The following is a 22195-nucleotide window of genomic DNA, read 5'->3' as shown; positions in this document are numbered from 1 at the left end:
ATTTTTTTCGGCATAAATTTTGCTACACTCCGTTCTCTTTTTTAGACACAAATACAAGGAAAAAGTCATGGCACTCATGGACAATCTTTTGAATGCGGCTACTCAAATGTTGGGTGGCAACAGCGGAAACGGCGCACAAGGTTCTCTGACCGATATGGCGATGGATTTGGTGAAACAACAAGGCGGCGTGGGCAACCTGATCAACCAACTGCAACAAGGCGGTTTGGGCGATGCCCTGAGCAGTTGGGTTTCCAATCAATCCAGCAACCTGCCAGTGTCCGGCAGCGACCTGCAAAATGCTTTAGGCAGCGATACAGTAAACCAAATCGCGCAAAAATTCGGCGTAGATGCCGCTCAAGCAGGCGATTTGTTGGCAAAAGTATTGCCTGACTTGGTCGATAAAGCCACGCCTAACGGCACGGCTCAAGATGCGGATGGCTTCGGCTTGGACGACATCGCTTCTATGCTGCTGAAAAACTTTATGAAATAATGAGTTGAATCATTTGATAAGGCCGTCTGAATCCGTCAGACGGCCTTATAACTTTTGGTTCGCGGTAAATAACCAATAAGTCTTTTTCTGATGGAGACGGATGGCTTATCATGCCCACTTCGTTTTATTACAAAAAAGGTCATAAAGATGTCACGTTTAACCATACACACAGTTGAAACCGCTCCTGAAGCTGCTAAACCACGCATTGAAGCCGTATTGAAAAACAACGGCTTTATTCCTAACCTGATCGGCGTTTTGGCCAATGCGCCTGAAGCTTTGGCGTTTTATCAAGAAGTTGGCAAGCTGAATGCGGCCAACAGCCTGACTGACGGCGAAGTTGAAGTTGTCCAAATCATCGCCGCCCGTACTAATGAATGCGGTTTCTGCGTTGCCGGCCACACCAAACTGGCTACCCTGAAAAAACTGCTGTCCGAACAATCCATCAAAGCCGCACGCGCATTGGCTGCAGGCGAGTTTGACGATGCCAAACTGGGTGCTTTGGCGACATTCACCCAAGCCGTTATGGCGAAAAAAGGCGCGGTATCCGACGACGAGCTGAAAGCTTTCTTCGATGCAGGCTACAACCAACAGCAAGCCGTTGAAGTCGTCATGGGCGTTGCTTTGGCAACCTTGTGCAACTACGTCAACAACCTTGCCAAAACTGAAATCAACCCTGAATTGCAGGCATTTGCCTAATCTCATCAAAGGCCGTCTGAAAATTCAGACGGCCTTTCTTAAAAGAACTCAATATCGCCAAAATATCCAGAGGAAAAAAATGACACGCGAAGCTTTACTGAACAATGTTGCCGAACTCGTTAAAAGCAAATTAAAACCATTAGTGGACGACATCGACCGCAAGGGACTGTACCCAAAAGAATTTATGCTGGAATTGGGCAAAATCGGCGGTTTTGCCGCGGCCGGTACGGTTGAAGAAGGCGGCAACGGTTTGGGTTTGGCAACGCAAATCGCCGTATTGCGCGAAATCGGTAAAGAATGCGGCGCAACTTCGTTCAGCGCATGGTGTCAGGCGGCTTGCGCGTGGTATCTGCACCAATCTCCTAACCAAGCGGTCAAAGACAAATATTTGGCCGATATTCTGCAGGGCAAAGTTTTGGCCGGTACGGGCATGTCCAATACCGTCAAACACCTTGCCGGTATCGAAAAACACAACCTGCAAGCCGAACGTGTCGAAGGCGGCTACAAAATCAACGGCGCTTTGCCTTGGGTATCCAATATCGGCGAAGACCATATTTGGGCAAATACCGCCCAAATCGGCGACAGCTATGTGATGTTTATCACCGGCGGCCAATGGGAAGGCGTTACCCTGCAAAACTGCCCTGAGTTCTGCGGTTTGGAAGGCACGCGCACTTACAGCCTGAATTTTAAAGACGTGTTTATTCCCGATGAAGATGTGATTGCTACGACTGAGCAGTTCCAGTCTTATATCCCGACCATTAAAGCCGGTTTCATTCTGCTGCAAATGGGTATTGGCGCCGGTGTGATTGACGGTGCACTCGGCATTATCCGCATGGCCAATGTGGTGAACGCAGAAGTGAACTCATACCTCGACCACAGTTACGATGAATTGAAAGCCGCTTTGGACGGCGCATGGGCGGAAACCGAACGTCTTGCCGATGAAGCGTGGAACAACAAACCCGATACGCTGGCAACCTTGAAACTGCGTGAAGCGGCTGCCGTATTGGCACTGAACGCCACTCAATCTGCCGCATTGCATGCAGGCGCGAAAGGTTATCTGATGCGCAGTCCGGCGCAACGCCGCGTCCGCGAGGCCATGTTTGTCGCCATCGTAACACCGGCCATCAAACACCTGCGCAAAGAAATCGCCGCTTTGGAAGCAGCGCAATAAATTCAAAATATCAACAATAAGACACACGAAAGGCCGTCTGAAAATACGGTTTCAGACGGCCTTTAAAAATGGAAGGAACACCAAATGGCTCAATATATGTGCGGCCCTTGCGGCTGGATTTACGATGAAGATGTCGGCGACCCCGAACACGGCCTGCCGGCAGGTACCAAGTTCGAAGACATCCCCGACGACTGGAAATGCCCTGAATGCGGCGTAGGTAAAGAAGATTTCTACCTTCTGGACTTCACCATATAAATTATCCGATTATTTAATAAAAAGGCCGTCTGAAGTTTCAGACGGCCTTTGTTTGCTTAATCGTCAGCGGTAGAGCGAAACAATGGTTTCAGCCGCTTTGACACAGCTTTCCACGTCGGCAACCAAAGCGATGCGGACGTAGCCTTCGCCCGGATTGCCTTGCTCGGTATCGCGGGCGAGGAAGCGGCCGGGCAACACTTGGATGGCGGCTTTCTGCCACAGGTTGCGCGTGAATGCCAAGTCGTCGCCGTCGGGAACTTTCAGCCAAATGTAGAACGATGCGTCTGGCAGTTTGACATCGAATGCCTGTTGCAAAATCGGAATGACGCGGTCGAATTTTTCTTGGTAGAGGCGGCGGTTGGCAATGACGTGTTCTTCGTCGTTCCAGGCGGCAATGCTGGCGCGTTGGACCGGAATGCTCATTGCGCTGCCGTGGTAGGTGCGGTAGAGCAGGAAGTTTTTGAGCAACTCGGCATCGCCTGCGACAAAGCCGGAACGCAAACCGGGGACGTTGGAGCGTTTGGACAGGCTGGTGAACATAATAATGTTGTGCGTGCCGCGACCTAATTGCGCCGCAGCCTGTAAGCCGCCGATCGGTTTGTTGTCGTCAAAATAAATTTCGGAATAGCATTCGTCAGAGGCAATAACGAAGCCGTATTTGTCTTGCAAATCAAAAATTTCTTTCCAGTCTTCTAATTGCAGGACGCTGCCGCTCGGATTGTTGGGCGAGCAGACAATCAGGACTTTGGTGCGCTGCCATACGTCTTCAGACAGGCTGCTCCAATCGGGGTTGAAGCTGGGTGCCGGACAGTTGGCAAAATGGATTTCGCCGCCGCCCAAAATAGTCGCGCCTTCGTAAATTTGATAGAAAGGATTGGGACTGATAACGACCGGTTTGGGGCCGTCTGAAGCCGGATTTAAAACGGTTTGGATAAAAGAGAACAATGCTTCCCGGCTGCCCAATACGGGCAGGATTTCATTGTCGGGATTGAGGCTCAAACCATCATAACGGCGGGCAACCCATTCGGCGCAGGCTTGGCGCAGTTCGGGCAGGCCTACGGTCAGCGGATATTTTTCCAGTTCGTGCAGGGAGGCGGTCAGCGCGTCGGTGATGACTTTGGGCGTCGGGTGTTTCGGCTCGCCGATTTGCAGATGGATGGGCGTTACGCCTGCGGGTGCGTCAATGCCTTGCATGGCTTCACGCAAGCGGGCGAAAGGATAGGGTTTGAGATGGTTCAATAATGGGTTCATGATGTTTCTGCCGATAAATTCAGGCAATAATCTTAGCATTTTTTAGATGGATTGGGACAAAAAGGCCGTCTGAAAACAGGGTTGAATGCTTTTCAGACGGCCTTTTGAGTGTTGATACGTTTATTTGGCAGGGATGGCAGGCAAGGAACCGTTTAAGAGATATTGAATGGTTTCTTGAACCGTACGGATGGCGTTGCCAAAAGGCAGCGGGTCTTTACCGCGGAAAAACAGGCCTTTATCGACTTCGCCACGGAATGCGGCGGAAAGTTGGATGTCGATACAGAATTGACCGGCTTTGGCCAAACCGTCGCGCAAACCGCAGCTGGTCAGGCAGTTCAGGCCTTGGGTGCAACGGCGCGGATCGTTTTTGGCGTTGGCTTGCAATTTGGCTTCGCGTTTGATGTAGCTGTCGAGGAATTTGGTGCGCACGCCGCGTGCAGGCAAACCGGCGACAGACATGAATTCAACCACTTTTTCGGTTTCCGCACCAGCCAGGGTTTTTTTGAAGTTGATGTGGGCATCGCCTTCCTCGGTTACGGCAAATGCGGTACCGATTTGGACGGCGGATGCGCCCCAGTTTTTCAAGGCTGTTTTGACTTTTTCAAAGTTTGCCATACCGCCGGCGAGTACCAACGGGATTTTTTCGCTTTCCAAACCTAAGTTTTTGAATACTTCAAATGTCTCTTCAATGACGCGTTTGAACTCGAATTTGGCATCGTTCACGCCGTCAACGGTTGCCGCACCCAAGTGGCCGGCCGCGTGGGCAGGGTGTTCGATAACGATGGCATCGGGCAAAACGCCTTTTTTCATCCAACGTTTCAAAACGATATTGATACCGCGTGATTCGGACAAGATAGGGAAAAGGGCGACATCTTTGTGGTAGCCTTCGGCCATTTCCGGCAAGTCCAAAGGCAAACCTGCGCCCATTACAATCGCGTCCGCACCGGATTCGCAGGCCTGGCGGACATAGGCGGCATGGTCTTTAACCGCTTTCATGACGTTGACGGCAATCATGCCTTTGCCTTCTGAATCGGCTTTGGCTTTTTTGATTTCGCGGTCAAGCGCAATGCAGTTGAGGCGGGTGTATTTTTCTTCGCTGGAATTGATTTTCGATTCGGCCAGCAAATCTTCATGCAAGTGGCGCAAATCGACGCTGGCGATGGTACCTACGCCGTTTTCGCGTGCAACCGCGCTGGAGAGTTTTGATGCGGAAACGCCTACACCCATGCCACCCTGTACGACGGGAATCAGTGATTTGTCACGGATAATCAATGGGTCAAAGTTGTTTTGCATGAATGCTCCTTCATAGATTCTGGGTGGTGTCGTCTGAAATCCTATGAAATGAAAGGGATAACGGACTGATGTGTGTATAAATTCGGTGTGTTTTAGCCGCCGTTTTTCAGACGGCATGAGGCATGTTTTTAAAATTTTAGGAATTATACTCTAAGTTAATGTAAAAATTAGAGTATTAATACAGTTTTTTTAAAGAAAAAATTGAAAAGTCTTGTTAATAAAGGAATAAATTTTATGATGGATTGGATTGCGGAGGAGAAATTGCAAACAAAATCTACAAAGAAAAAGGCCGTCTGAAATTTCAGACGGCCTTAAGTATGGGAATCAGATAGAGGTCGGATTACATTTGTTTTTTAGCGGCATCGATGGCGCGTTGGTCAGGGTTGATCAAGATTTCAACGCGGCGGTTTTGTGCGCGGCCTTCAATAGTGGCGTTGGAAGCGATGGGTTGACGGGAACCGTAACCGAAAGTGCTCAAACGGGTGCTGCTTACGCCGCGGGATTGCAGGAAGGTGGCAACAGATTCGGCGCGGTTGCGAGACAATGGCTCGTTAATGGCGTCGTTACCAGTGTTGTCGGTGTGGCCGTTGATGGTCAAAGTCGTATCAGGATATTGAACCAAAGTTTGTGCAGCGGCAGACAAAGCGCTTTGAGCTTGGCCGCTCAGGGCCGCGCTGCCGGTGGCGAAGGTTACGTTTTCAGGCATAACCAGCTTGATTTGGTTGCCTTGGCGTTCGACTTCGATGTTGGTGTTGGCCAGGCTTTGACGCAGTTTTTTCTCTTGGTAGTCCATGTAACCGCCGATACCGGCACCTACTGCACCACAAGCCAATGCGGAGTTACGCGCGCCTTTGCCGCCGTGGGTCAGCGCACCGACGATGCCGCAAACGGCCGCACCGCCCAAGCCGTACATGGCGGTTTTGCTGGCGGATTGTTGGCCGGTAACAGGATCGGTCACACAGCCGGTGAGCGCCAAAGGAATTGCAGTGGCAATAACGGTCAGGGGTTTCAAGAATTTCATGTCGTATCCTCTTTTTAGATGACGGCTCGGGCCGTCTGAAAAAAATGAATAAAAACCGCGTGGGTCATTACGGATTTATGATACCCAATATCCGAAACGCAAAAGAATGGGTTTAACCCGATATTACGAAAATATTTGCCAGTTAACATAATTCTGAAGCATTTCTGCATTTTTCTAGTAGCTTGGCCGTTTTGCCGCGAAATAACAAGCAAAGTTTTTTACAGTTTCTTCCGTTTTTTCTGCTTGCGGCGATACCAGTTGACGAATGCCCATTTCAATCTGACCTTGACATCATATCCCACTGAACCTGCACCCAGTATAAGCAAAACGGCGGAAACGGGCAGGGCGAAATGATGGCCGACCAGATGATAACCCCATGCGCCAACCACGCCGCCCAGCAAAAACGACAGCATCAAGCCGCTTAAAAGCCACATTTTCGGTTTGTTGACGCGGACGTGCGGCAGGCGCGGATGATGCTGTTTGGAGTAATAAAGCGCGCGTGAGATTTCAATGCCCAAGTCGGTCGCCGTGCCGGTCATGTGGGTGGAACGGATGGCGCCGCCGGAAAGAAGCGTGATAACCGTATTGTGCATGCCCATAATAAAACACAATAAAAACAATGCTAAAGACGGCATAATAAAATCAGAGCCGCCAAAATCCCACTCCATCGCAGCAATACCGAACCAACCGAATATCAACAGATAAACTGCTTCCAGCCACATGGAAAACCCAAAGCTGCCACGGAAACGCATCTGTTGCGTCCATAAAATCACCCAACCCGAATGCGCGGCACCGGCAACAAAACACAACACGCTGATGAAAGTTACTGCGGCAGACCACCAGTCTTGGAGATACAGTACATCAGCCAAAAGAGACATGGAGCCGGTTACGTGGGAAATATAGCGCGCAAAAGCAAAGAATCCCCCCGCATTAATCGCACCGGCAAGAAAGGCCATGATGTAGCCCAGCCGTCTGAAACGGGCATCGGAAATATTGTGTTCGTGCAGATACGGGCGGTCCGCCTGCCAAAACGGAGGCGTGTGTTGCCTGTGGTGGCGCAATCTGTAGGAGTGGGGCGGTTTGTCAGCGTTCATTGAGTGGGTTTGGAGTTAAACATTCATACAGGGTGTATTTTATATGCAACTGTCTGCCGATAAGAACAAATAATCTAAAGTGTTCCCAAGTTGCCACACTTGCCCATTACACAATGAGGGCGTACATTAATAGAAAGATATAAACATAAGGAAACATCCGATGAATCCTATCCGTCTGACCTTATTGTTTGGCGCCGTTACATTGCTGGCCGCCTGCGCCACCACGCCCGAGCAAAAAGCCGCACGCGCCCAAGCGCAGAAACGCTATGAGCAGGATCTTCAAGTCAATCTTGCCGCACAATGCGATCAGGAAATAGCCGCGCTGATCCGCCGCAAATTTGACGAAGAAGGCAAACCCGGTGTGGCAACTGCGGAACAAAAAGCCTTCCGCCTCAAATATATCGACAAAGTTTCCGACCCGATGTTCCAAGCCTGCTACAAAATGGCATGGCAAAACTATATTTCCCAAGAGCAGCTGCGCGAAGCCCGCTACTATCGCTATTACGACGATTGGGGTTATCCGTTTGGCCGTTATCCTTGGTGGTGGTAAAGCATTAACAAACCTCAGGGCCGTCTGAAAGCATATATTTATTGGTTTCAGACGGCCTAAGGTTTATTGAAACGGCAATAACGTTTACAATAACCGCCTATTCAAACACACTACCCACCACCCATGAACATCTGGCTTGGACAGCGACACCCGCCCCAATTTCCGCAAGGAGCCGCCGTAACCATCGGCAACTTCGACGGCGTACACCTCGGGCACAAACATATCCTGCAAAAACTCAAACGAGAGGCAGACCGGCGCGGTCTGCCTGTTGTCGTTGTTATTTTTGAGCCTCAGCCCAAAGAGTTTTTTGCGCGTAAAGCCGGGAAAAAGCTGCCTTACCGCATTAGTCCGCTGCGTACCAAATTGCGCCTTTTGCGTGAAACCGGCTGCGTGGATGCTGTTTGGGTTTTGCGCTTTAACCAAACTTTCTCCGAGATGAGCGCACAAGTGTTTATCGACCGGCTTTTGCGAAAAACGCTCAATACGCGTTATCTGCTGATTGGCGATGATTTCCGTTTCGGTGCGGGTCGGGAAGGCTGTTTCGAACTTTTGGCACAACAGCCCGATATGCAAACCGAGTGCACACCGTCCGTTATCGTTGAAGACATCCGCACCAGCAGTACCGCCGTCCGCCAAGCCCTTTCAGACGGCAAGTTGGAATACGCCAAAAAACTGTTGGGGCACGATTACGTGTTAAGCGGCAAGGTCAAGCACGGGCAAAAGCTCGGCCGCACCATCAACGCGCCTACCGCCAACGTCCAGCTTCCCCCGTATCATTATGCGCTAAGCGGCGTATTTGTCGTCGAAGCAGACGGCGCATTCGGTACGCGCCGAGGCGTGGCCAGCTTTGGTTTTAACCCCACTGTCAGCAACAATCGTTCGCAAAAGTTGGAAGTCCACCTGTTCGATTTCAACGGCGATTTGTACGGCCAGCGCATCTTCGTCCGCTTCCTGCACAAACTGCGTGACGAGAAAAAATTTGAAAGTATCGAAGCATTGAAAACCCAAATTTTGCAAGATATGGAAGATGCAAAGGTTTGGAAACCATAGAAACGCTTCTATACGCTTATAAAATCAAGACAATTGGGCTACAATAAGTCCTTTGAATTCTTTCAGACGGCCTGTTCTTTTTAAAATGAGCAATCAGGCCGTCTGAAACCGAAATACCGCAACAATAGAGATTAGAAAATGACCGATTACAGTAAAACCGTAAACCTGCTCGAAAGCCCGTTTCCAATGCGCGGCAATCTTGCCAAGCGCGAGCCTGCATGGCTGAAAAGCTGGTACGAGCAAAAACGCTACCAAAAACTGCGCGAAATCGCCAAAGGCCGTCCGAAATTCATTCTGCACGACGGTCCTCCGTATGCCAACGGCGACATCCACATCGGTCATGCCGTCAACAAAATCCTCAAAGACATCATTATCCGCAGCAAAACCCAAGCCGGTTTTGATGCGCCTTATGTACCGGGTTGGGACTGCCATGGCCTGCCCATCGAAGTGATGGTAGAAAAGCTGCACGGCAAAGACATGCCCAAAGCCCGTTTCCGCGAATTGTGCCGTGAATACGCCGCCGAACAGATTGCCCGTCAGAAAAAAGACTTTATCCGCTTGGGCGTGTTGGGCGATTGGGACAATCCTTACCTGACCATGGATTTCAAGACCGAGGCCGATACCGTGCGTATGCTCGGTGAAATCTACAAATCGGGCTATCTATACCGTGGCGCGAAACCGGTTCAGTTCTGCTTGGACTGCGGTTCTTCACTGGCGGAAGCGGAAGTGGAATACAAAGACAAAGTATCGCCTGCGATTGACGTTGCCTATCCGTTTAAAGACACTGCCGCGCTTGCCGCCGCATTCGGTTTGCCAGGTATCGAAGGCACAGCGTTTGCCGTCATCTGGACAACCACGCCTTGGACGCTACCTGCGAGCCAAGCTGTTTCAGCCGGCGCAGACGTGGTGTATCAACTGATTGATACGCCTAAAGGCAAATTGGTATTGGCGAAAGATTTGGCAGAAGACGCGCTCAAACGCTACGATTTTGCTTCAGACGACCTCAACGTCCTTGCTGAAACCACCGGCGACAAGCTGGAAAACCTGCACATGAACCATCCGTTCCTCGAACGCGATATCCTCATGCTCAACGGCGAACACGTTACCACCGATGCCGGTACCGGCTTGGTGCACACCGCCCCCGCTCACGGTTTGGAGGACTACGCCGTCTGCAACAAATACGGCATCGAGCTTTACAACCCTGTCAACGCCGAAGGCCGATACATCAGCGAAACGCCGCGCGTCGCAGGCATGAGCGTTTGGGAAGCGAATCCCGTCATCCTGCAATGGCTGGAAGAAACCGGCAACCTTTTGGCAAGCAACAAAATCGAACACAGCTATGCCCACTGCTGGCGCCACAAAACCCCGCTGATTTACCGCGCGACGGGTCAATGGTTTGTCGGTATGGATAAAGCGGGAAGCGACGGCAAAACCCTGCGCGACAAAGCCATCAAAGCCGTGGACGACACCGAATTCTTCCCGTCTTGGGGTCGCGCGCGCTTGGAAGCCATGATCGAAGGCCGTCCTGACTGGGTGGTTTCGCGCCAACGCTATTGGGGTACACCGATGACTTTCTTCGTCCACAAAGAAACGGGCGAGCTGCATCCGAACTCTGCCGAGCTTTTGGAGAAAGTAGCACAACGCATCGAAGAAAAAGGCATCGAAGCATGGTTCTCACTCGATAAAAGCGAATTATTGAGCGCGGAAGATTGCGAAAACTACGACAAACTTTCCGACACGATGGACGTATGGTTCGACTCCGGCTCGACCCATTATTCTGTCTTGAAACAGCGTAAAGAATTAGACTGGCCTGCCGACCTCTACCTCGAAGGCAGCGACCAACACCGCGGCTGGTTCCAATCCTCCATGCTGACCGGCTGCGCCTCTTCAATGGGACGCGCCCCGTACAAACAGCTCCTGACCCACGGTTTTGTGGTTGACCAAAACGGCCGCAAAATGTCGAAATCCATCGGCAATGTTGTTGCACCGCAAGAAGTCTATAATGAGTTCGGCGCCGACATCCTGCGCCTGTGGGCGGCATCTACCGATTACAGCGGTGAATTGGCGATTTCCAAAGAAATCCTCAAACGCGTCACCGAAAGCTACCGCCGTATCCGCAACACTTTGAGCTTCCTGTTTGCCAACCTCAGCGACTTCAATCCTATTGAAGATGCCGTGCAACAGGCAGACATGGTGGAAATCGACCGCTATGCCTTGGTATTGGCACGTCAGCTGCAAGAGCGTCTGGCAGGCGACTTCTATCCGCGCTATGCCTTCCACTTTGCTGTAAAAGACATTGTTTCTTTCTGTTCGGAGGATTTGGGCGCGTTCTACCTTGACATCCTGAAAGACCGCCTCTATACCACCAAAGCCGACAGCCACGCCCGCCGCAGCGCGCAAACCGCCCTGTACCACATCACGCGCAGCCTGGTTCTCTTGATTGCACCGATTTTGTGCTTCACCGGCGAAGAAGCGTGGGACATCATCGGCGGCGGCGAAGAAGACAGCGTCCTCTTCCACACATGGCATGAGTTCCCACCAATCAACGAAAAAGCTGAAGCCGAACTGGTGAAAAAATGGACGGCAATCCGCGAAGCCCGCGAAGCCGTAACCGCCGCCATCGAGCCTTTGCGTACAGACAAAACCGTTGGCTCTTCATTGCAAGCAGAAGCCGAAATTACGGCTCCAGAAGAAATTGCCGACTATCTGAACACTTTGGGCGAAGAATTGCGTTTTGCTTTGCTGGTGTCTAAAGTCGAAGTGAAAGTAGGCGATGAACTTACCGTTACCGCCAAAGCCAGCGATGGTGAAAAATGCGAACGCTGCTGGCACTATACCCACGATGTGGGCGCAGTTGCAGGCCATGAAATCATCTGTAAACGTTGTGCCGACAACGTTGACGGTAAAGGCGAAGACAGACATTACGCTTAATTGTTTGGTCTAAGATAAAGGCCGTCTGAAAACTTTGGAAATAGGTTTTCAGACGGCCTTTGTTTATTGAATCTGTTTCGTATAGCGAATAGATTTTGAAGGGTAATTGGAATTTGTGATTTAGGTAAAATGCAGGATAGGGTTTCAAGTTATTGCAGGGTAGGAGTTTAATTGCACAAAATAACTCTTACGTCAGGGAGAATTTGTTGAGGATATAGGAATGACTCATAATCATGTGTCTATAATTAAGATCAATCATTACAATTCCTTTGTTTGAAAGTCTTTAATAAAACAATGAGGTATCATATGCGCCCTAAAGATAAGTTTGACATCAAGGCTTGCAAAAGGATCAAGGAGTGCAACGATGAGGAATTAATTGAGATGGGAGAATGGCTCTCTGGGTGGTTGGGAGATGCCAACTTTCCTATTTTTAGCGAAATTGTTGAAATCTTTGTAGAAAGACAAGATACATTACTTCCATTCGTTTCAAATATTTTTTACTCAAATGATAGTATATGCATTTATTGGGTTTTACTTGAACTTTATCCAAAATTATCCTATCAAAACCAAGTAACCTTAGCTATTGATTTGGAACATTGTCTTCATAATATTTCAGAAAAATTAACTTTGGATGAAGATGATGAGAACCTTAAAGAAATCTTGGAAAAAGTTTTAAATTAAGTTAGATACATATTTAATGATTTTGAAATAATGTTTTGTCGGAGAAGGTGCCTTTCAAAGGGTCTTACTTATTCGATGTATTTTGAACCTTCAAATAGCCTCATATTTACATTTTGTCCTTAAACGAACTTTCGTTTTATCCGATATAAAAAGCCGTCTGAAACAAGTTTTCAGACGGCCTTTAGCTATTCTATTTTTAAGTAGAAATTAGCGGGCAGAGCAAGAAGTTTCTACTTTGTTGCCGTATGGGTCAGTGAAGCCGAAGAATGCTTCGCTGCCTTTTTGATGCCATTCAGCGCCTTTGCCGAACAGGCCTTGGTTGGCAACATAGCGTTCGCCTGAACCTGCAACGGCAGAAGACAGGGTGGCAACTTTGTCGTCAAGGCGCAATTCAACTTGATCGGTGCTCAGGTTGCGGACTTGTACAGACAGGCCGTTTTCGCAGCTGAATGATTGAACACGGGCATCATGATCATGTGCACGGCCGTGGTCATGATTGTGTTCGTGACGGTGACCATGGTCATGTTGATGGGCTTCGGGTGCGGCGCAGGCAGCGAGGCTCATGGCGGCGGCAATTGCAAGCAGGGCTTTTACTTTCATTTTTGACTCCTATGGTCAGTGTTGAAGGGAGAATGTAGCGGCATGTTATAAATATCTTTATGGCTTCACAATAGGGATAACCATTATTTACTTTTTCTTCCTGTTTTTGGGAGTATGGCAGGATTTTTTGTAGTTTTGATATGAATGATTAATGCCGTTTGAAAAAAAGCCGCACTTGCGCTAGAGGTAAACGAAAGTGCGGAAAATTCAGAGAGTTACATTGAAATATGGGTTGGGCCGCCTAACGCTGGCGTGCTTTAAAGCGTGGGTTGCTCTTGCAAATAACGTACACTTTGCCTTTTCGGCGGACAATTTGGCAGTCGCGGTGTCGTTTTTTTGCAGTTTTCAGGGATGAGAGGACTTGCATCATTTATCCTTTCTGAAAGAAGACATCATGGATTGGTAACGTTGGTTGAACTTGCTGGCGCGGCCTTCGATATTGACATTGCGTTGTTTGCCTGTGTACACGGGGTGGGACGCGGAAGAAGTATCAAGCGAAAAGAGGGGGTACTCTATGCCGTCTTTCCAAACCATGGTTTTGCCGTGGGTATTGGCGCATGAACGGATGAGCCATCCTTGGTCTGCGCCGCTGTCGTAAAACAGGACGGTACGATAGTTGTCCGGGTGAATATCGGGTTTCATTTCTTTCTCCAGTGAATGTTATGGTATAACATTATACTCCTAGAAAAAGAGCAGACAAGTGTTTTTTGTTTTTCTTTATCACGGGATTGCGGCATTTTGATAAAATATGCGGTTTCAGACGGCCTTTTTTTATGAGGCCGTCTGAAACATTTTGTTTTCTGATGATAGGAATATGATGTATCTGCATAAGGGTTTCAGATTGGGTGGTGCGATAAGCAAGGTGATGCCGATTGTCCATGTATTGTCCAAGCTGGGGCTGTTGTTTTCATTGCTGTTGGCCGTGCCGACACTGATGTCGTATTTTTATCACGACAGCGCGTTTTTCGTATTTGCCTATACTGCTTTGACTGTGTTGCTGGTGTCGTGCGTAACGTGGGTGCTGACGCTGCGTTTCAACCGTGAATTGCGGCCGCGCGACGGATTTACCCTGGTACTGATGCTGTGGCTGGCTTTTGCTGTCGTGGCGGCGATGCCGATTTATTTCTATATGCCGTCCATAAGTTTTACCGATGCATTTTTTGAAGCGATGTCGGGGCTGACGACGACGGGTGCGACAGTGATTTCCGGCTTGGATACGCTGGCGCCGTCTGTAAACTTTTGGCGGCATATGCTCAACTGGCTCGGCGGCATGGGTATTATCGTGCTGGCTGTGGCGATTTTGCCGATGTTGGGCGTGGGGGGCACGCAGCTTTTCAAAGCCGAAATTCCGGGTATGGATAAAGAAAGCAAGATGGCTCCCCGTATTTCGCAAGTGGCCAAACGGCTATGGTTTGCTTATGCGCTGACAACTGCCGCTGCCTTTGTGTCCTTGCATATTGCCGGCATGGGCTGGTTTGACGCCTTATGCCATGCGATGTCGGCTGTGGCTTTAGGCGGTTTTTCAACGCATGATGACAGCGTTGCCTATTTTGATTCTGTAGCAGTCGAGTGGACGTTGATGTTTTTTACTGTCTGGGGCGGTATCAATTTTGCCAGCCATTTTACTGCGCTGGGCAACCGCTCTTGGCGGGTGTATTGGAAGGATGAAGAATGCCGCACCATGCTGCTGATTTTATCGGGCAGTATTTTGATTTCGGCATTGTATCTGTGGCAGCAGGACGTGTACCAAAGCCTTGGCGAAGCTTTGCGTTTTGTCAGCTTCAACTTTGTGTCCATCGGTTTGGCCAGCGGTTTCTCCAATGCTGACTTTGCACAATGGCCGCTGATTGTGTCGTTGTGGATGTTTTTCCTATCGAACGTCTTGGCAAGCTCAGGCTCTATGGGCGGCGGTATTAAAAATGTGCGCGCTTTGGTGTTGTTCAAATTCAGCTTGCGCGAGATGTTGATTTTGCTGCACCCGCGTGCGGTTCGTACGGTAAAGGTGAACAACAACTCCATTCCGGATCGTATGGCGCTGACCGTTATGTCGTTCATTTTTATTTACTTTATGACGGTCATCGTATTTAGCTTTTTACTGATGGCCGCAGGCTTGGACTTTTTATCCGCCTTCACGGCAGTCATCGCCTGTATTACCAATGCAGGGCCGGGCTTGGGTGCAGTCGGTCCGTCGCATAATTATGCCGCACTGAGCGATGTGCAGAAATGGCTGTGTGCGGCAGTGATGCTGTTGGGACGTTTGGAAATTTTTACTGTTTTAATTTTGTTTACTCCGGCATATTGGAAGAAATAAGTGTAGAAAAAGGCCGTCTGAAATTTCAGACGGCCTTTTTATAAATAGCTGAATTTAAGCGTATTGCTTGAGCAGTTCTTTAAATTGTTCGCCGGTTTCAGGGTGTTTCAAACCGTAAGCTACAGTCGCTTCAAGGTAACCCAATTTGCTGCCGCAGTCATAGCGCTTGCCTTCAAATGCGTGAGCCAAGACAAACTCATGATCAAGCAGGCGGGCGATACCGTCGGTCAGTTGGATTTCACCGCCGGCACCGCGCGGCAGGTTGGTCAACAAGTCAAAAATACGCGGGGTCAGGATGTAGCGGCCGACAACGGCGAGGTTGGAAGGCGCTTCTTCCGGTTTGGGTTTTTCAACGATGTTGATAATACGTTGATAGTTTTTCAGCTGCTCGACTTCGACGATACCGTAAGAACCGGTTTGGGAAGGATCGATGGTTTCAACGCCTAAAACGCTGTTGCCGCTTTGGTTGTACACGTCAACCATTTGTTTTAGCGCGCCTTTAGGCGTATCAATCAAATCGTCTGCCAAAATAACGGCAAAAGGCTCGTTACCAACGGCTGCCTGCGCGCACAATACGGCATGGCCCAAACCCAATGCTTCGGTTTGACGGATGTACATGCAGGTAATGTTGGAAGGCAGGATATCGCGAACATGCGCCAGCAGTTTGTCTTTTCGACGCAATTCCAATTCGGTTTCCAACTCGTATGCTTTGTCGAAGTGGTCTTCGATGCTGCGTTTGTTACGGCCGGTGATGAATACCATTTCGGTACAGCCGGCTTCAACCGCTTCTTCGACTGCATATTGAATCAGAGGTTTGTCCACGATAGGCAGCATTTCTTTGGGGCTGGCTTTGGTTGCAGGCAGGAAACGGGTGCCCATACCGGCAACAGGGAAGACGCATTTTTTAATGGGTTTCATATTATTATCCTATTTGATTAAGGGTTATACCCCAAAAGTGTAAAGGTGTAGTCGTATGTAGTAATAATACCACATGATAAAGTATCAGTCGGTTTAAAAGGCGGATTGCTCATAGATACTGTCTTATCTCAGCAACGTCAGTAATTCTTCTTCGCTCAATACGGCTATGCCCAGTGTTTGGGCTTTTTCCAATTTACTGCCTGCTGCTTCTCCGGCGACAACGTAGTCGGTTTTTTTGGATACGCTGCCGGAAACTTTACCGCCTGCGACTTCGATTATAGCTTGGGCTTGGTCGCGTTTGAGCGTGGGTAAAGTCCCTGTCAATACAAAGGTTTTACCTGCTACGGCCTCGTTAATGCCGTCTGAAATAGTTTCATCTTGAAGATTAGACAGTGTTTGTGCAAAGAAAGTTTTCATATTTTCAAGCAGGGCTGCGTTTTGCGGTTTGCTGCGCCAGGCTTGCCAATCGGCAGGCAACGCTTTGTCAGTTTGCAGACCTTCTATGCTTTGTCCGGCGAGTTCCCACAAGGCCAGTGCTTTGGTTTCGCTGATTTTAAAATCGGGCAGACGGGCAATCCAGCGTTGCGGCTCGGCATGGCGCAGCGGCGGGATGGTGACAGCCTGGCTTTGCGGGGCAACACCCACTTCCAGCAGCTCGTCTATCATCGCCTGTTGCGCTTCTTGGGCAAAAAAGTGGGCGATGGAGTGGGCAACCACCGTGCCGATATCGGGCAGGCAGGCGAGGATGGGTTCGGGTGCGCGGCGGACGTGTTCGAGCGTACCGAATGCCTGCGCCAGCGTTTTGGCGGTACGTTCGCCGACGTGACGGATGCCGAGGGCAAAGAGGAAGCGCGCAAGTTCGGGCGTTTTGCTGGCTTCTATGCCTGTAAGGATGTTTTCAGCCCATTTGGTCGGCTGTTTTTTATTGTTTTTGGCAAGCAGAGTATTGCCGGTCTCGCCTTCAAAGTCTCCAATCCCACTGTTTGATGGTTCTTCTTCACTAGCCGATGCTTTGTCCGCCATTTCCTTCATTTTTTGCAGGGTCGGAATATCGAGGTGGTAGAGGTCGGCGAAATGGCGGACGAGGTCTTGGGCGACAAGCTGCTCGATTTGTTTTTGACCGAGTCCGTCAATGTCCATGGCTTTGCGTGAGGCGAAGTGGATTAAACCTTGCGCGCGTTGTGCTTGGCAAAGCATACCTCCGCTGCACCGGGCAACCGCTTCGCCTTCTTCGCGTTCGATTTCGCTACGGCAGATAGGGCAATGGGTGGGCAGGCGGTAGGGTTTGTGAAGCGGTTTGACTTGGGTTTTAGAAGGTGTTTCGGCAAACAAATCGTCTTGCAGGCCGTCTGAAACGGAAATATTGGTTTCCTGCATTGGGCGGCGTTCGAAAATCACGCGGACTACCTCGGGAATCACGTCTCCGGCGCGGCGCACGACAACGGTATCGCCAACGCGTACGTCTTTTCGAGACACTTCATCTTGATTGTGCAGCGTAGCATTGGTAACGGTAACGCCGCCGACAAATACAGGTTGCAGGCGAGCAACCGGGGTTACTGCGCCGGTGCGCCCGATTTGTACATCAATGGCTTCGACAATGGTCAATGCTTCTTCGGCAGGGAATTTATGGGCAATGGCCCAGCGCGGCGCACGGGAGATGAAGCCGAGTTCGCGCTGTTGCGCCAAGCTGTTGACTTTGACGACCATGCCATCGATTTCGTATGGTAGAGTAGGGCGTTTTTGCTGCATTTGTTCGTAAAACGCCAATACTTCGCCGATATTTTTGAAACAGCCGAAATTGCCGTCGGGCAGGCTGAAGCTGAGTTCTTTACAATAGCTCAGCTCTTGCAGGTGTTCTTCCGCGACAAAACCGCCTTGTTGTCGGGCGATAGAATAGGGGAAGAAATGCAGTTTACGCTGTGCTGTAATGCGCGAATCGAGTTGGCGCAGGCTACCTGCGGCGGCATTGCGCGGATTGGCAAAAGGTTTTTGTCCGTTTTCAGCCTGTCGTGCGTTTAAGGCGGCAAAATCGGCTTTGAGCATCAGTACTTCGCCGCGTATTTCGATAAGCTCGGGAATATTTTCTCCATGCAGGCGCAGGGGAATGTTGGATACGGTTTTGACGTTTTGGGTAACGTCTTCGCCTGTGGTGCCGTCACCGCGCGTTGCCGCTTGAATCAATACGCCGTCGCGGTAGAGCAGGCTGATGGCCAGACCGTCAAATTTAGGTTCGATAACGTATTCCGGTTTTTCGCCGTTCAAACCGCCACGCACGCGCTCATCGAAAGCATACATTTCGGCATGGTCGAATACGCCGTTTTCATCTTGTGGCGAGAAGGCGTTGGTCAGCGACAGCATCGGTACTTCGTGGCGCACTTCGGCAAAGCCTGCCAAAGGCTCGCCGCCGACGCGCTGGGTCGGGCTGTCGGGCAGCTTGAGCTCGGGGTAGTTTCGTTCCAATGCTTCAAGCTCGCGGAACAATTTGTCGTATTCGGCGTCGGGTACGCTGGGCTCATCTAGGGTGTAGTATTCGTAGGCGTAGCGGTTGAGGAGGTCGGTCAGGTATTTGATACGTTGTGCGGTCGGATTCATGTGCAATCGAAATAGAGTTTTCAGACGGCCTGATGATAGAGAGGCCGTCTGAAAATCGATGAATATTGAAGATGAAGGGATTTTACCTGAAAAAAAGCGGATATGCCGTCATTGCATATCCGCTTTTTGATTGGGGAAATTTAGGAGAACAGGCGCAGGGCTTGTTTGCTGCCGGGTTTGAGGCCGACTTTAAGCATTTCTTCCTGACGGGCCAAAACGTAGTTGCGTACGTCTTTGAGCCATTGGGTGGAAACTTCTTCCATTTGGTCGTTAACCAAATCCAAGCTGAGTTGGCCGGAAAGTTTGACTGCCAAGTCCATGAATTTGTCGAAAGTTTTTTCGCCGGCCGGAACGTGCGGAATATCCAGCAGCATGCTGAAGCCACGGTAGGCTTGGTTGTCCAGCAAAGGATTGGTAAACGGTTTATTGTCCAAGGTATGGATGGAGAACAATTGAGGATTGTTGTTGTCGCCGAAGTGGAACGCGCCGTCTTCGCCCAATTTGAAACCGGTTTCTTCCACGGCGGCACGCAATTCTACGCCGCTGATATTGGAGTGGGAAACCAAGTGAATGGCGATGGTTTGGTCAACACGCGCACAGAATTGGTCGAGTGCTTGTGCGACTTCGGTGAACGCGTCCAAGTCGGTATGCAAAACTTTGCCGTCCATCAGTTGGGCAAAAGCATCAACCTGTTGGTCGAAGTGTTGCAACTCTTCACGCGCGGCCAAACCGTTGCGGCTGACAGCTTGCAGGCCCATGACGAAGCCTTGGTAGTAAACGCCCGGAATCGGCTCGGCAACACGGAAATGGTCGTCCATGGTGCAACCGATGATTTGGAAGCGGTGGGTAGCGGAAAGGCGCGGCAGGGCGTGCAATTCTTGGGCTTGTTTCAGGGAGATGTAGGCCATGTAGTCGAAGCGCGGGTCAAACCAAGGCAGCTCGACTTGAGACAATTCGTCCAGGCTGATCAATGGTACTTGTACTACAGGCTCGGCTGCGGTTTCTACTGGAGCAGAAGCGGCTTCGGCTGGGCTTACGGTAATTTCGTTGTTCAAGCCGATAACGGTGTGTTGGACTTTTTCTTCTGCGGAGAAGTCGTCTTCCACAGTCAGCTCGACATCGGTTTTAAGCTGGGCAGGGTGGGCCAGTTTGGCTTTGGCCGCGTAGATTTCATCTTGTTCCTGCAGGTTGCGCAATGCCTCTTCGTTTTTTTTGTTTTTCTTGATAAACAAACCTTGGCCGCCGGTTTCTTTGCTGTCGCGGACGTGTTTGGTTTTGCTGGTCAAAAGTGCGTCTTTATCGGAATGGCCGAATTGTTCGCGCACTTGTTTGCGGTATTGGTTTTCCTGGTACATGTTGTAACCGATGACCGCCAAAAGGGCGGCGAGGGCTAAGACGATGAAAATCATGGAGTAATCACTTTTTAAAAAGGCAGCATTCCGTCTTTTTCAGGGTGCGGAATCTTGCTGCGCGGGCAGTTCGTTGGAGCCGGACTTTATGCGTCCGAATGAATAGCTGAATTATAACGAAAATAAACGGTTGTGACAGCATTATGTCTGCCAATCAGTGTTCAGGCCGTCTGAAAGTTATCCGTGTCGGACGGGAAAACCTGCTTTTTGAAGACGAAACCAATCGAAGAAATGTCCGGGATCGGTTTTCCTGTCCGACGCGATGTCCTGATGACCGGTAACGGCCTGAATCGGATAATGTTCGGAAATGGCGGTCAACAAGGCTTGCAGGCTGGTGTATTGTGCTTCGGTAAAAAGCTCGAAATCGCAGCCTTCCAATTCAATACCGATGGAAAAGGCGTTGCATTTTTCTCTGCCTTGAAACGACGATATGCCTGCATGATAGGCCATGTCGTCGCAGGAAACGAATTGGACGGTTTCGCCTTCACGGCTGATGAAAAAATGGCTGGAGACGCGTAAGGTGTGGATGATGCTGAAGAAAGGATGCTCGTCAGGGTTGATTTGGTTGGTAAACAATTTTTCCACTGCCCCTGTGTTGTACTCAAAAGGAGGAAGGGAAATATTGTGGAGGACAACCAATGAGATGTCTTCATCCGGTTCGCGCGGGCTAAAATTGGGCGAATGAGTTTGGCGTGCATTCAGCCAACGGCCGTTTTGCCAAGTGTTTTTTGAAGGAGAATTCATGGTTTCAGACGGCCTTTCGGGATAGGAAAACATACGTTGGGGAATGCGGCAGGCTTAATATGCTTGTTTTCGGTTATACTGTCGCCCGACACGTTCACAAACCAAGAATCCTACCATGTTGAAAAAATTGTTGAAATGGCTGGCCGTATTTTTGACGGCATTTGCCGCCGTGGTTGCCGCATTGTTGTTTGTTCCGAAAAACAACGGCAAACCATACCGTATTACCGTTGCTAAGAATCAAGGTATCTCTTCTGTCAGCCGCAAACTGGCTCAAGACGGCATTGTTTATAACCGTTATGTGTTGGTAGCCGCCGCATATGTGATGGGCGTGCACAACCAACTCAATGCCGGCTCTTACCGCCTGTCTGCCAAAGTATCGGCTTGGGACATTTTAAAACGCATTAAAAAAGGCCGCCCTGATTCGGTCAGCGTGCAAATTCTAGAGGGCGCGCGGTTTGCCCAAATGCGCCGTATTATCGACAATACTGCCGATATTGCCCATGATACGCGCGGCTGGAGCGATGAAAAACTGATGGCCGAAGTAGCACCCGACGCTTTGAGCAGCAATCCCGAAGGACAGTTTTTCCCGGATAGTTACGAAATTGATGCCGGCGGCAGCGATCTTCAAATTTATAAAATCGCCTACCGTAAAATGCGGGAAAACCTGCAAGAAGCATGGGACGACCGTCAAAACGGCCTGCCTTATAAAAATCCGTACGAAATGCTGATTATGGCGAGTCTGATTGAAAAAGAAACCGCGCACGAAGACGACCGCGCCCATGTGGCCGCCGTATTCGTCAACCGCCTGAATATCGGCATGCGCCTGCAAACCGACCCGACTGTCATCTATGGTATGGGCGATGCGTATAAGGGCAGAATCCGCAAAGCCGACCTGCAACGCGATACGCCTTACAATACTTATACGCGCAGCGGTTTGACGCCGACGCCGATTGCGCTTCCCGGCAAGGCCGCGCTTGAGGCGGCGGGTCATCCATCTAATGAAAAATATCTGTATTTTGTCTCAAAAATGGATGGTACGGGCCTGAGCGAGTTCAGCCACAATCTTTCTGAACACAACGCCGCCGTACGCAAATATATTTTGAAGAAATAAACCGAATAGGCCGTCTGAAACATTTAT

Annotated in this window: 21 protein-coding genes; 10 read left to right on the top strand and 11 right to left on the bottom strand. The window is 49.9% G+C overall.

Going from position 1 to position 22195, the window contains the following annotated elements; translation table 11 throughout:
* The first annotated feature begins 67 nt into the window (after window positions 1-67).
* The 4 genes from ACTHUF_RS07040 (at window position 68) to ACTHUF_RS07025 (ending at window position 2612) form a co-directional block, all read left to right on the top strand.
* A complete protein-coding gene (locus tag ACTHUF_RS07040) occupies window positions 68-490 on the top strand; it encodes a YidB family protein (RefSeq protein WP_440407394.1) in 423 nt (140 codons plus the stop codon).
* A gap of 147 nt (window positions 491-637) precedes the next feature.
* The gene (locus ACTHUF_RS07035) at window positions 638-1186 is read left to right on the top strand and encodes a carboxymuconolactone decarboxylase family protein (protein WP_003685141.1); all 549 of its coding nucleotides are present in this window, start codon (window positions 638-640) and stop codon (window positions 1184-1186) included.
* Between the two features lie 79 nt (window positions 1187-1265).
* Window positions 1266-2357, top strand: a complete 1092-nt coding sequence (locus tag ACTHUF_RS07030) for an acyl-CoA dehydrogenase family protein (RefSeq protein ID WP_440407393.1) — start codon at window positions 1266-1268, stop codon at window positions 2355-2357.
* Between the two features lie 84 nt (window positions 2358-2441).
* Window positions 2442-2612 (top strand): rubredoxin, encoded by a 171-nt coding sequence (locus ACTHUF_RS07025; RefSeq protein ID WP_003747315.1) that lies wholly within the window; start codon window positions 2442-2444, stop codon window positions 2610-2612.
* Between the two features lie 63 nt (window positions 2613-2675).
* Here the strand turns inward: ACTHUF_RS07025 and dapC are convergent, their stop codons facing one another.
* The 4 genes from dapC to ACTHUF_RS07005 form a co-directional block, all read right to left on the bottom strand.
* Window positions 2676-3863 carry a succinyldiaminopimelate transaminase gene (gene dapC / locus ACTHUF_RS07020; protein WP_315095118.1) on the bottom strand — a complete coding sequence of 396 codons (1188 nt, stop codon included), beginning with the start codon at window positions 3861-3863 and terminating at the stop codon, window positions 2676-2678.
* Between the two features lie 120 nt (window positions 3864-3983).
* Complete coding sequence (locus ACTHUF_RS07015) at window positions 3984-5156, bottom strand: NAD(P)H-dependent flavin oxidoreductase (protein ID WP_049348330.1); 1173 nt, start codon at window positions 5154-5156, stop codon at window positions 3984-3986.
* A 340-nt stretch (window positions 5157-5496) separates the two neighbouring features.
* Window positions 5497-6177 carry an OmpA family protein gene (locus tag ACTHUF_RS07010; protein ID WP_049348331.1) on the bottom strand — a complete coding sequence of 227 codons (681 nt, stop codon included), beginning with the start codon at window positions 6175-6177 and terminating at the stop codon, window positions 5497-5499.
* A 218-nt stretch (window positions 6178-6395) separates the two neighbouring features.
* On the bottom strand, window positions 6396-7271 hold the full coding sequence (locus tag ACTHUF_RS07005) for a YoaK family protein (protein ID WP_003747306.1): 876 nt from the start codon (window positions 7269-7271) through the stop codon (window positions 6396-6398).
* A 160-nt stretch (window positions 7272-7431) separates the two neighbouring features.
* On the opposite strand from ACTHUF_RS07005, the gene ACTHUF_RS07000 reads away from it, so the two are divergent.
* From ACTHUF_RS07000 to ACTHUF_RS06985, 4 genes are all read left to right on the top strand, one after another.
* A complete protein-coding gene (locus ACTHUF_RS07000; RefSeq protein WP_315095115.1) occupies window positions 7432-7821 on the top strand; it encodes a hypothetical protein in 390 nt (129 codons plus the stop codon).
* A 123-nt stretch (window positions 7822-7944) separates the two neighbouring features.
* Entirely contained in the window at window positions 7945-8871 is a 927-nt protein-coding gene (ribF, locus tag ACTHUF_RS06995; RefSeq protein ID WP_049348334.1) for a bifunctional riboflavin kinase/FAD synthetase, read from the top strand.
* 138 nt (window positions 8872-9009) lie between these two features.
* Complete coding sequence (gene ileS / locus ACTHUF_RS06990; RefSeq protein WP_440407392.1) at window positions 9010-11802, top strand: isoleucine--tRNA ligase; 2793 nt, start codon at window positions 9010-9012, stop codon at window positions 11800-11802.
* Window positions 11803-12108: 306 nt separating this feature from the next.
* On the top strand, window positions 12109-12483 hold the full coding sequence (locus ACTHUF_RS06985; RefSeq protein WP_315095110.1) for a DUF5071 domain-containing protein: 375 nt from the start codon (window positions 12109-12111) through the stop codon (window positions 12481-12483).
* 207 nt (window positions 12484-12690) lie between these two features.
* On the opposite strand, the gene ACTHUF_RS06980 is transcribed toward ACTHUF_RS06985, so the two are convergent.
* The 3 genes from ACTHUF_RS06980 to ACTHUF_RS06970 all read right to left on the bottom strand — a co-directional run bounded on the left by ACTHUF_RS06980 (window position 12691) and on the right by ACTHUF_RS06970 (window position 13725).
* On the bottom strand, window positions 12691-13083 hold the full coding sequence (locus ACTHUF_RS06980; RefSeq protein ID WP_049348337.1) for an MliC family protein: 393 nt from the start codon (window positions 13081-13083) through the stop codon (window positions 12691-12693).
* A gap of 241 nt (window positions 13084-13324) precedes the next feature.
* Window positions 13325-13450 carry a type B 50S ribosomal protein L36 gene (gene ykgO / locus ACTHUF_RS06975; protein ID WP_003685279.1) on the bottom strand — a complete coding sequence of 42 codons (126 nt, stop codon included), beginning with the start codon at window positions 13448-13450 and terminating at the stop codon, window positions 13325-13327.
* On the bottom strand, window positions 13450-13725 hold the full coding sequence (locus tag ACTHUF_RS06970) for a type B 50S ribosomal protein L31 (protein WP_003747294.1): 276 nt from the start codon (window positions 13723-13725) through the stop codon (window positions 13450-13452). The genes ykgO and ACTHUF_RS06970 overlap by 1 nt, the downstream gene beginning before the upstream one ends.
* A 211-nt stretch (window positions 13726-13936) precedes the next feature.
* Here ACTHUF_RS06970 and ACTHUF_RS06965 point away from each other — a divergent pair, with 211 nt between their 5' ends.
* Window positions 13937-15394 (top strand): TrkH family potassium uptake protein, encoded by a 1458-nt coding sequence (locus ACTHUF_RS06965; RefSeq protein ID WP_440407444.1) that lies wholly within the window; start codon window positions 13937-13939, stop codon window positions 15392-15394.
* A gap of 54 nt (window positions 15395-15448) precedes the next feature.
* Here the strand turns inward: ACTHUF_RS06965 and galU are convergent, their stop codons facing one another.
* The 4 genes from galU to ampD form a co-directional block, all read right to left on the bottom strand.
* Window positions 15449-16312, bottom strand: coding sequence for a UTP--glucose-1-phosphate uridylyltransferase GalU (gene galU / locus ACTHUF_RS06960; RefSeq protein ID WP_315095102.1), 864 nt, complete (start codon window positions 16310-16312; stop codon window positions 15449-15451).
* A 123-nt stretch (window positions 16313-16435) separates the two neighbouring features.
* Window positions 16436-18904, bottom strand: coding sequence for an NAD-dependent DNA ligase LigA (gene ligA / locus ACTHUF_RS06955; protein ID WP_315095100.1), 2469 nt, complete (start codon window positions 18902-18904; stop codon window positions 16436-16438).
* A gap of 140 nt (window positions 18905-19044) precedes the next feature.
* Entirely contained in the window at window positions 19045-20313 is a 1269-nt protein-coding gene (locus ACTHUF_RS06950) for a cell division protein ZipA C-terminal FtsZ-binding domain-containing protein (protein ID WP_188213858.1), read from the bottom strand.
* Between the two features lie 177 nt (window positions 20314-20490).
* Window positions 20491-21057, bottom strand: coding sequence for a 1,6-anhydro-N-acetylmuramyl-L-alanine amidase AmpD (gene ampD, locus ACTHUF_RS06945; RefSeq protein WP_315095097.1), 567 nt, complete (start codon window positions 21055-21057; stop codon window positions 20491-20493).
* Between the two features lie 115 nt (window positions 21058-21172).
* Here ampD and mltG point away from each other — a divergent pair, with 115 nt between their 5' ends.
* Window positions 21173-22168: an endolytic transglycosylase MltG gene (gene mltG / locus ACTHUF_RS06940; RefSeq protein ID WP_315095095.1), complete on the top strand. Its 996-nt coding sequence runs from the start codon at window positions 21173-21175 to the stop codon at window positions 22166-22168.
* Window positions 22169-22195 lie beyond the last annotated feature (27 nt).

It is taken from the genome of Neisseria sp. P0024.S006 (genome assembly GCF_051956595.1).
Lineage (GTDB): Bacteria > Pseudomonadota > Gammaproteobacteria > Burkholderiales > Neisseriaceae > Neisseria.
Note: the sequence above shows the minus strand (reverse complement) of the source record. Positions and strands in the feature narration are given on the sequence as shown.

Excerpts from the sequence above, each read along its gene's own strand:
- ACTHUF_RS07040 (WP_440407394.1), top strand. The coding sequence starts at position 68 with ATGGCACTCATGGACAATCTTTTGAATGCGGCTACTCAAATGTTGGGT.
- ACTHUF_RS07035 (WP_003685141.1), top strand. The coding sequence starts at position 638 with ATGTCACGTTTAACCATACACACAGTTGAAACCGCTCCTGAAGCTGCT.
- ACTHUF_RS07030 (WP_440407393.1), top strand. The coding sequence starts at position 1,266 with ATGACACGCGAAGCTTTACTGAACAATGTTGCCGAACTCGTTAAAAGC.
- ACTHUF_RS07025 (WP_003747315.1), top strand. The coding sequence starts at position 2,442 with ATGGCTCAATATATGTGCGGCCCTTGCGGCTGGATTTACGATGAAGAT.
- dapC (WP_315095118.1), bottom strand. The coding sequence starts at position 3,863 with ATGAACCCATTATTGAACCATCTCAAACCCTATCCTTTCGCCCGCTTG.
- ACTHUF_RS07015 (WP_049348330.1), bottom strand. The coding sequence starts at position 5,156 with ATGCAAAACAACTTTGACCCATTGATTATCCGTGACAAATCACTGATT.
- ACTHUF_RS07010 (WP_049348331.1), bottom strand. The coding sequence starts at position 6,177 with ATGAAATTCTTGAAACCCCTGACCGTTATTGCCACTGCAATTCCTTTG.
- ACTHUF_RS07005 (WP_003747306.1), bottom strand. The coding sequence starts at position 7,271 with ATGAACGCTGACAAACCGCCCCACTCCTACAGATTGCGCCACCACAGG.
- ACTHUF_RS07000 (WP_315095115.1), top strand. The coding sequence starts at position 7,432 with ATGAATCCTATCCGTCTGACCTTATTGTTTGGCGCCGTTACATTGCTG.
- ribF (WP_049348334.1), top strand. The coding sequence starts at position 7,945 with ATGAACATCTGGCTTGGACAGCGACACCCGCCCCAATTTCCGCAAGGA.
- ileS (WP_440407392.1), top strand. The coding sequence starts at position 9,010 with ATGACCGATTACAGTAAAACCGTAAACCTGCTCGAAAGCCCGTTTCCA.
- ACTHUF_RS06985 (WP_315095110.1), top strand. The coding sequence starts at position 12,109 with ATGCGCCCTAAAGATAAGTTTGACATCAAGGCTTGCAAAAGGATCAAG.
- ACTHUF_RS06980 (WP_049348337.1), bottom strand. The coding sequence starts at position 13,083 with ATGAAAGTAAAAGCCCTGCTTGCAATTGCCGCCGCCATGAGCCTCGCT.
- ykgO (WP_003685279.1), bottom strand. The coding sequence starts at position 13,450 with ATGCAAGTCCTCTCATCCCTGAAAACTGCAAAAAAACGACACCGCGAC.
- ACTHUF_RS06970 (WP_003747294.1), bottom strand. The coding sequence starts at position 13,725 with ATGAAACCCGATATTCACCCGGACAACTATCGTACCGTCCTGTTTTAC.
- galU (WP_315095102.1), bottom strand. The coding sequence starts at position 16,312 with ATGAAACCCATTAAAAAATGCGTCTTCCCTGTTGCCGGTATGGGCACC.
- ligA (WP_315095100.1), bottom strand. The coding sequence starts at position 18,904 with ATGAATCCGACCGCACAACGTATCAAATACCTGACCGACCTCCTCAAC.
- ACTHUF_RS06950 (WP_188213858.1), bottom strand. The coding sequence starts at position 20,313 with ATGATTTTCATCGTCTTAGCCCTCGCCGCCCTTTTGGCGGTCATCGGT.
- ampD (WP_315095097.1), bottom strand. The coding sequence starts at position 21,057 with ATGAATTCTCCTTCAAAAAACACTTGGCAAAACGGCCGTTGGCTGAAT.
- mltG (WP_315095095.1), top strand. The coding sequence starts at position 21,173 with ATGTTGAAAAAATTGTTGAAATGGCTGGCCGTATTTTTGACGGCATTT.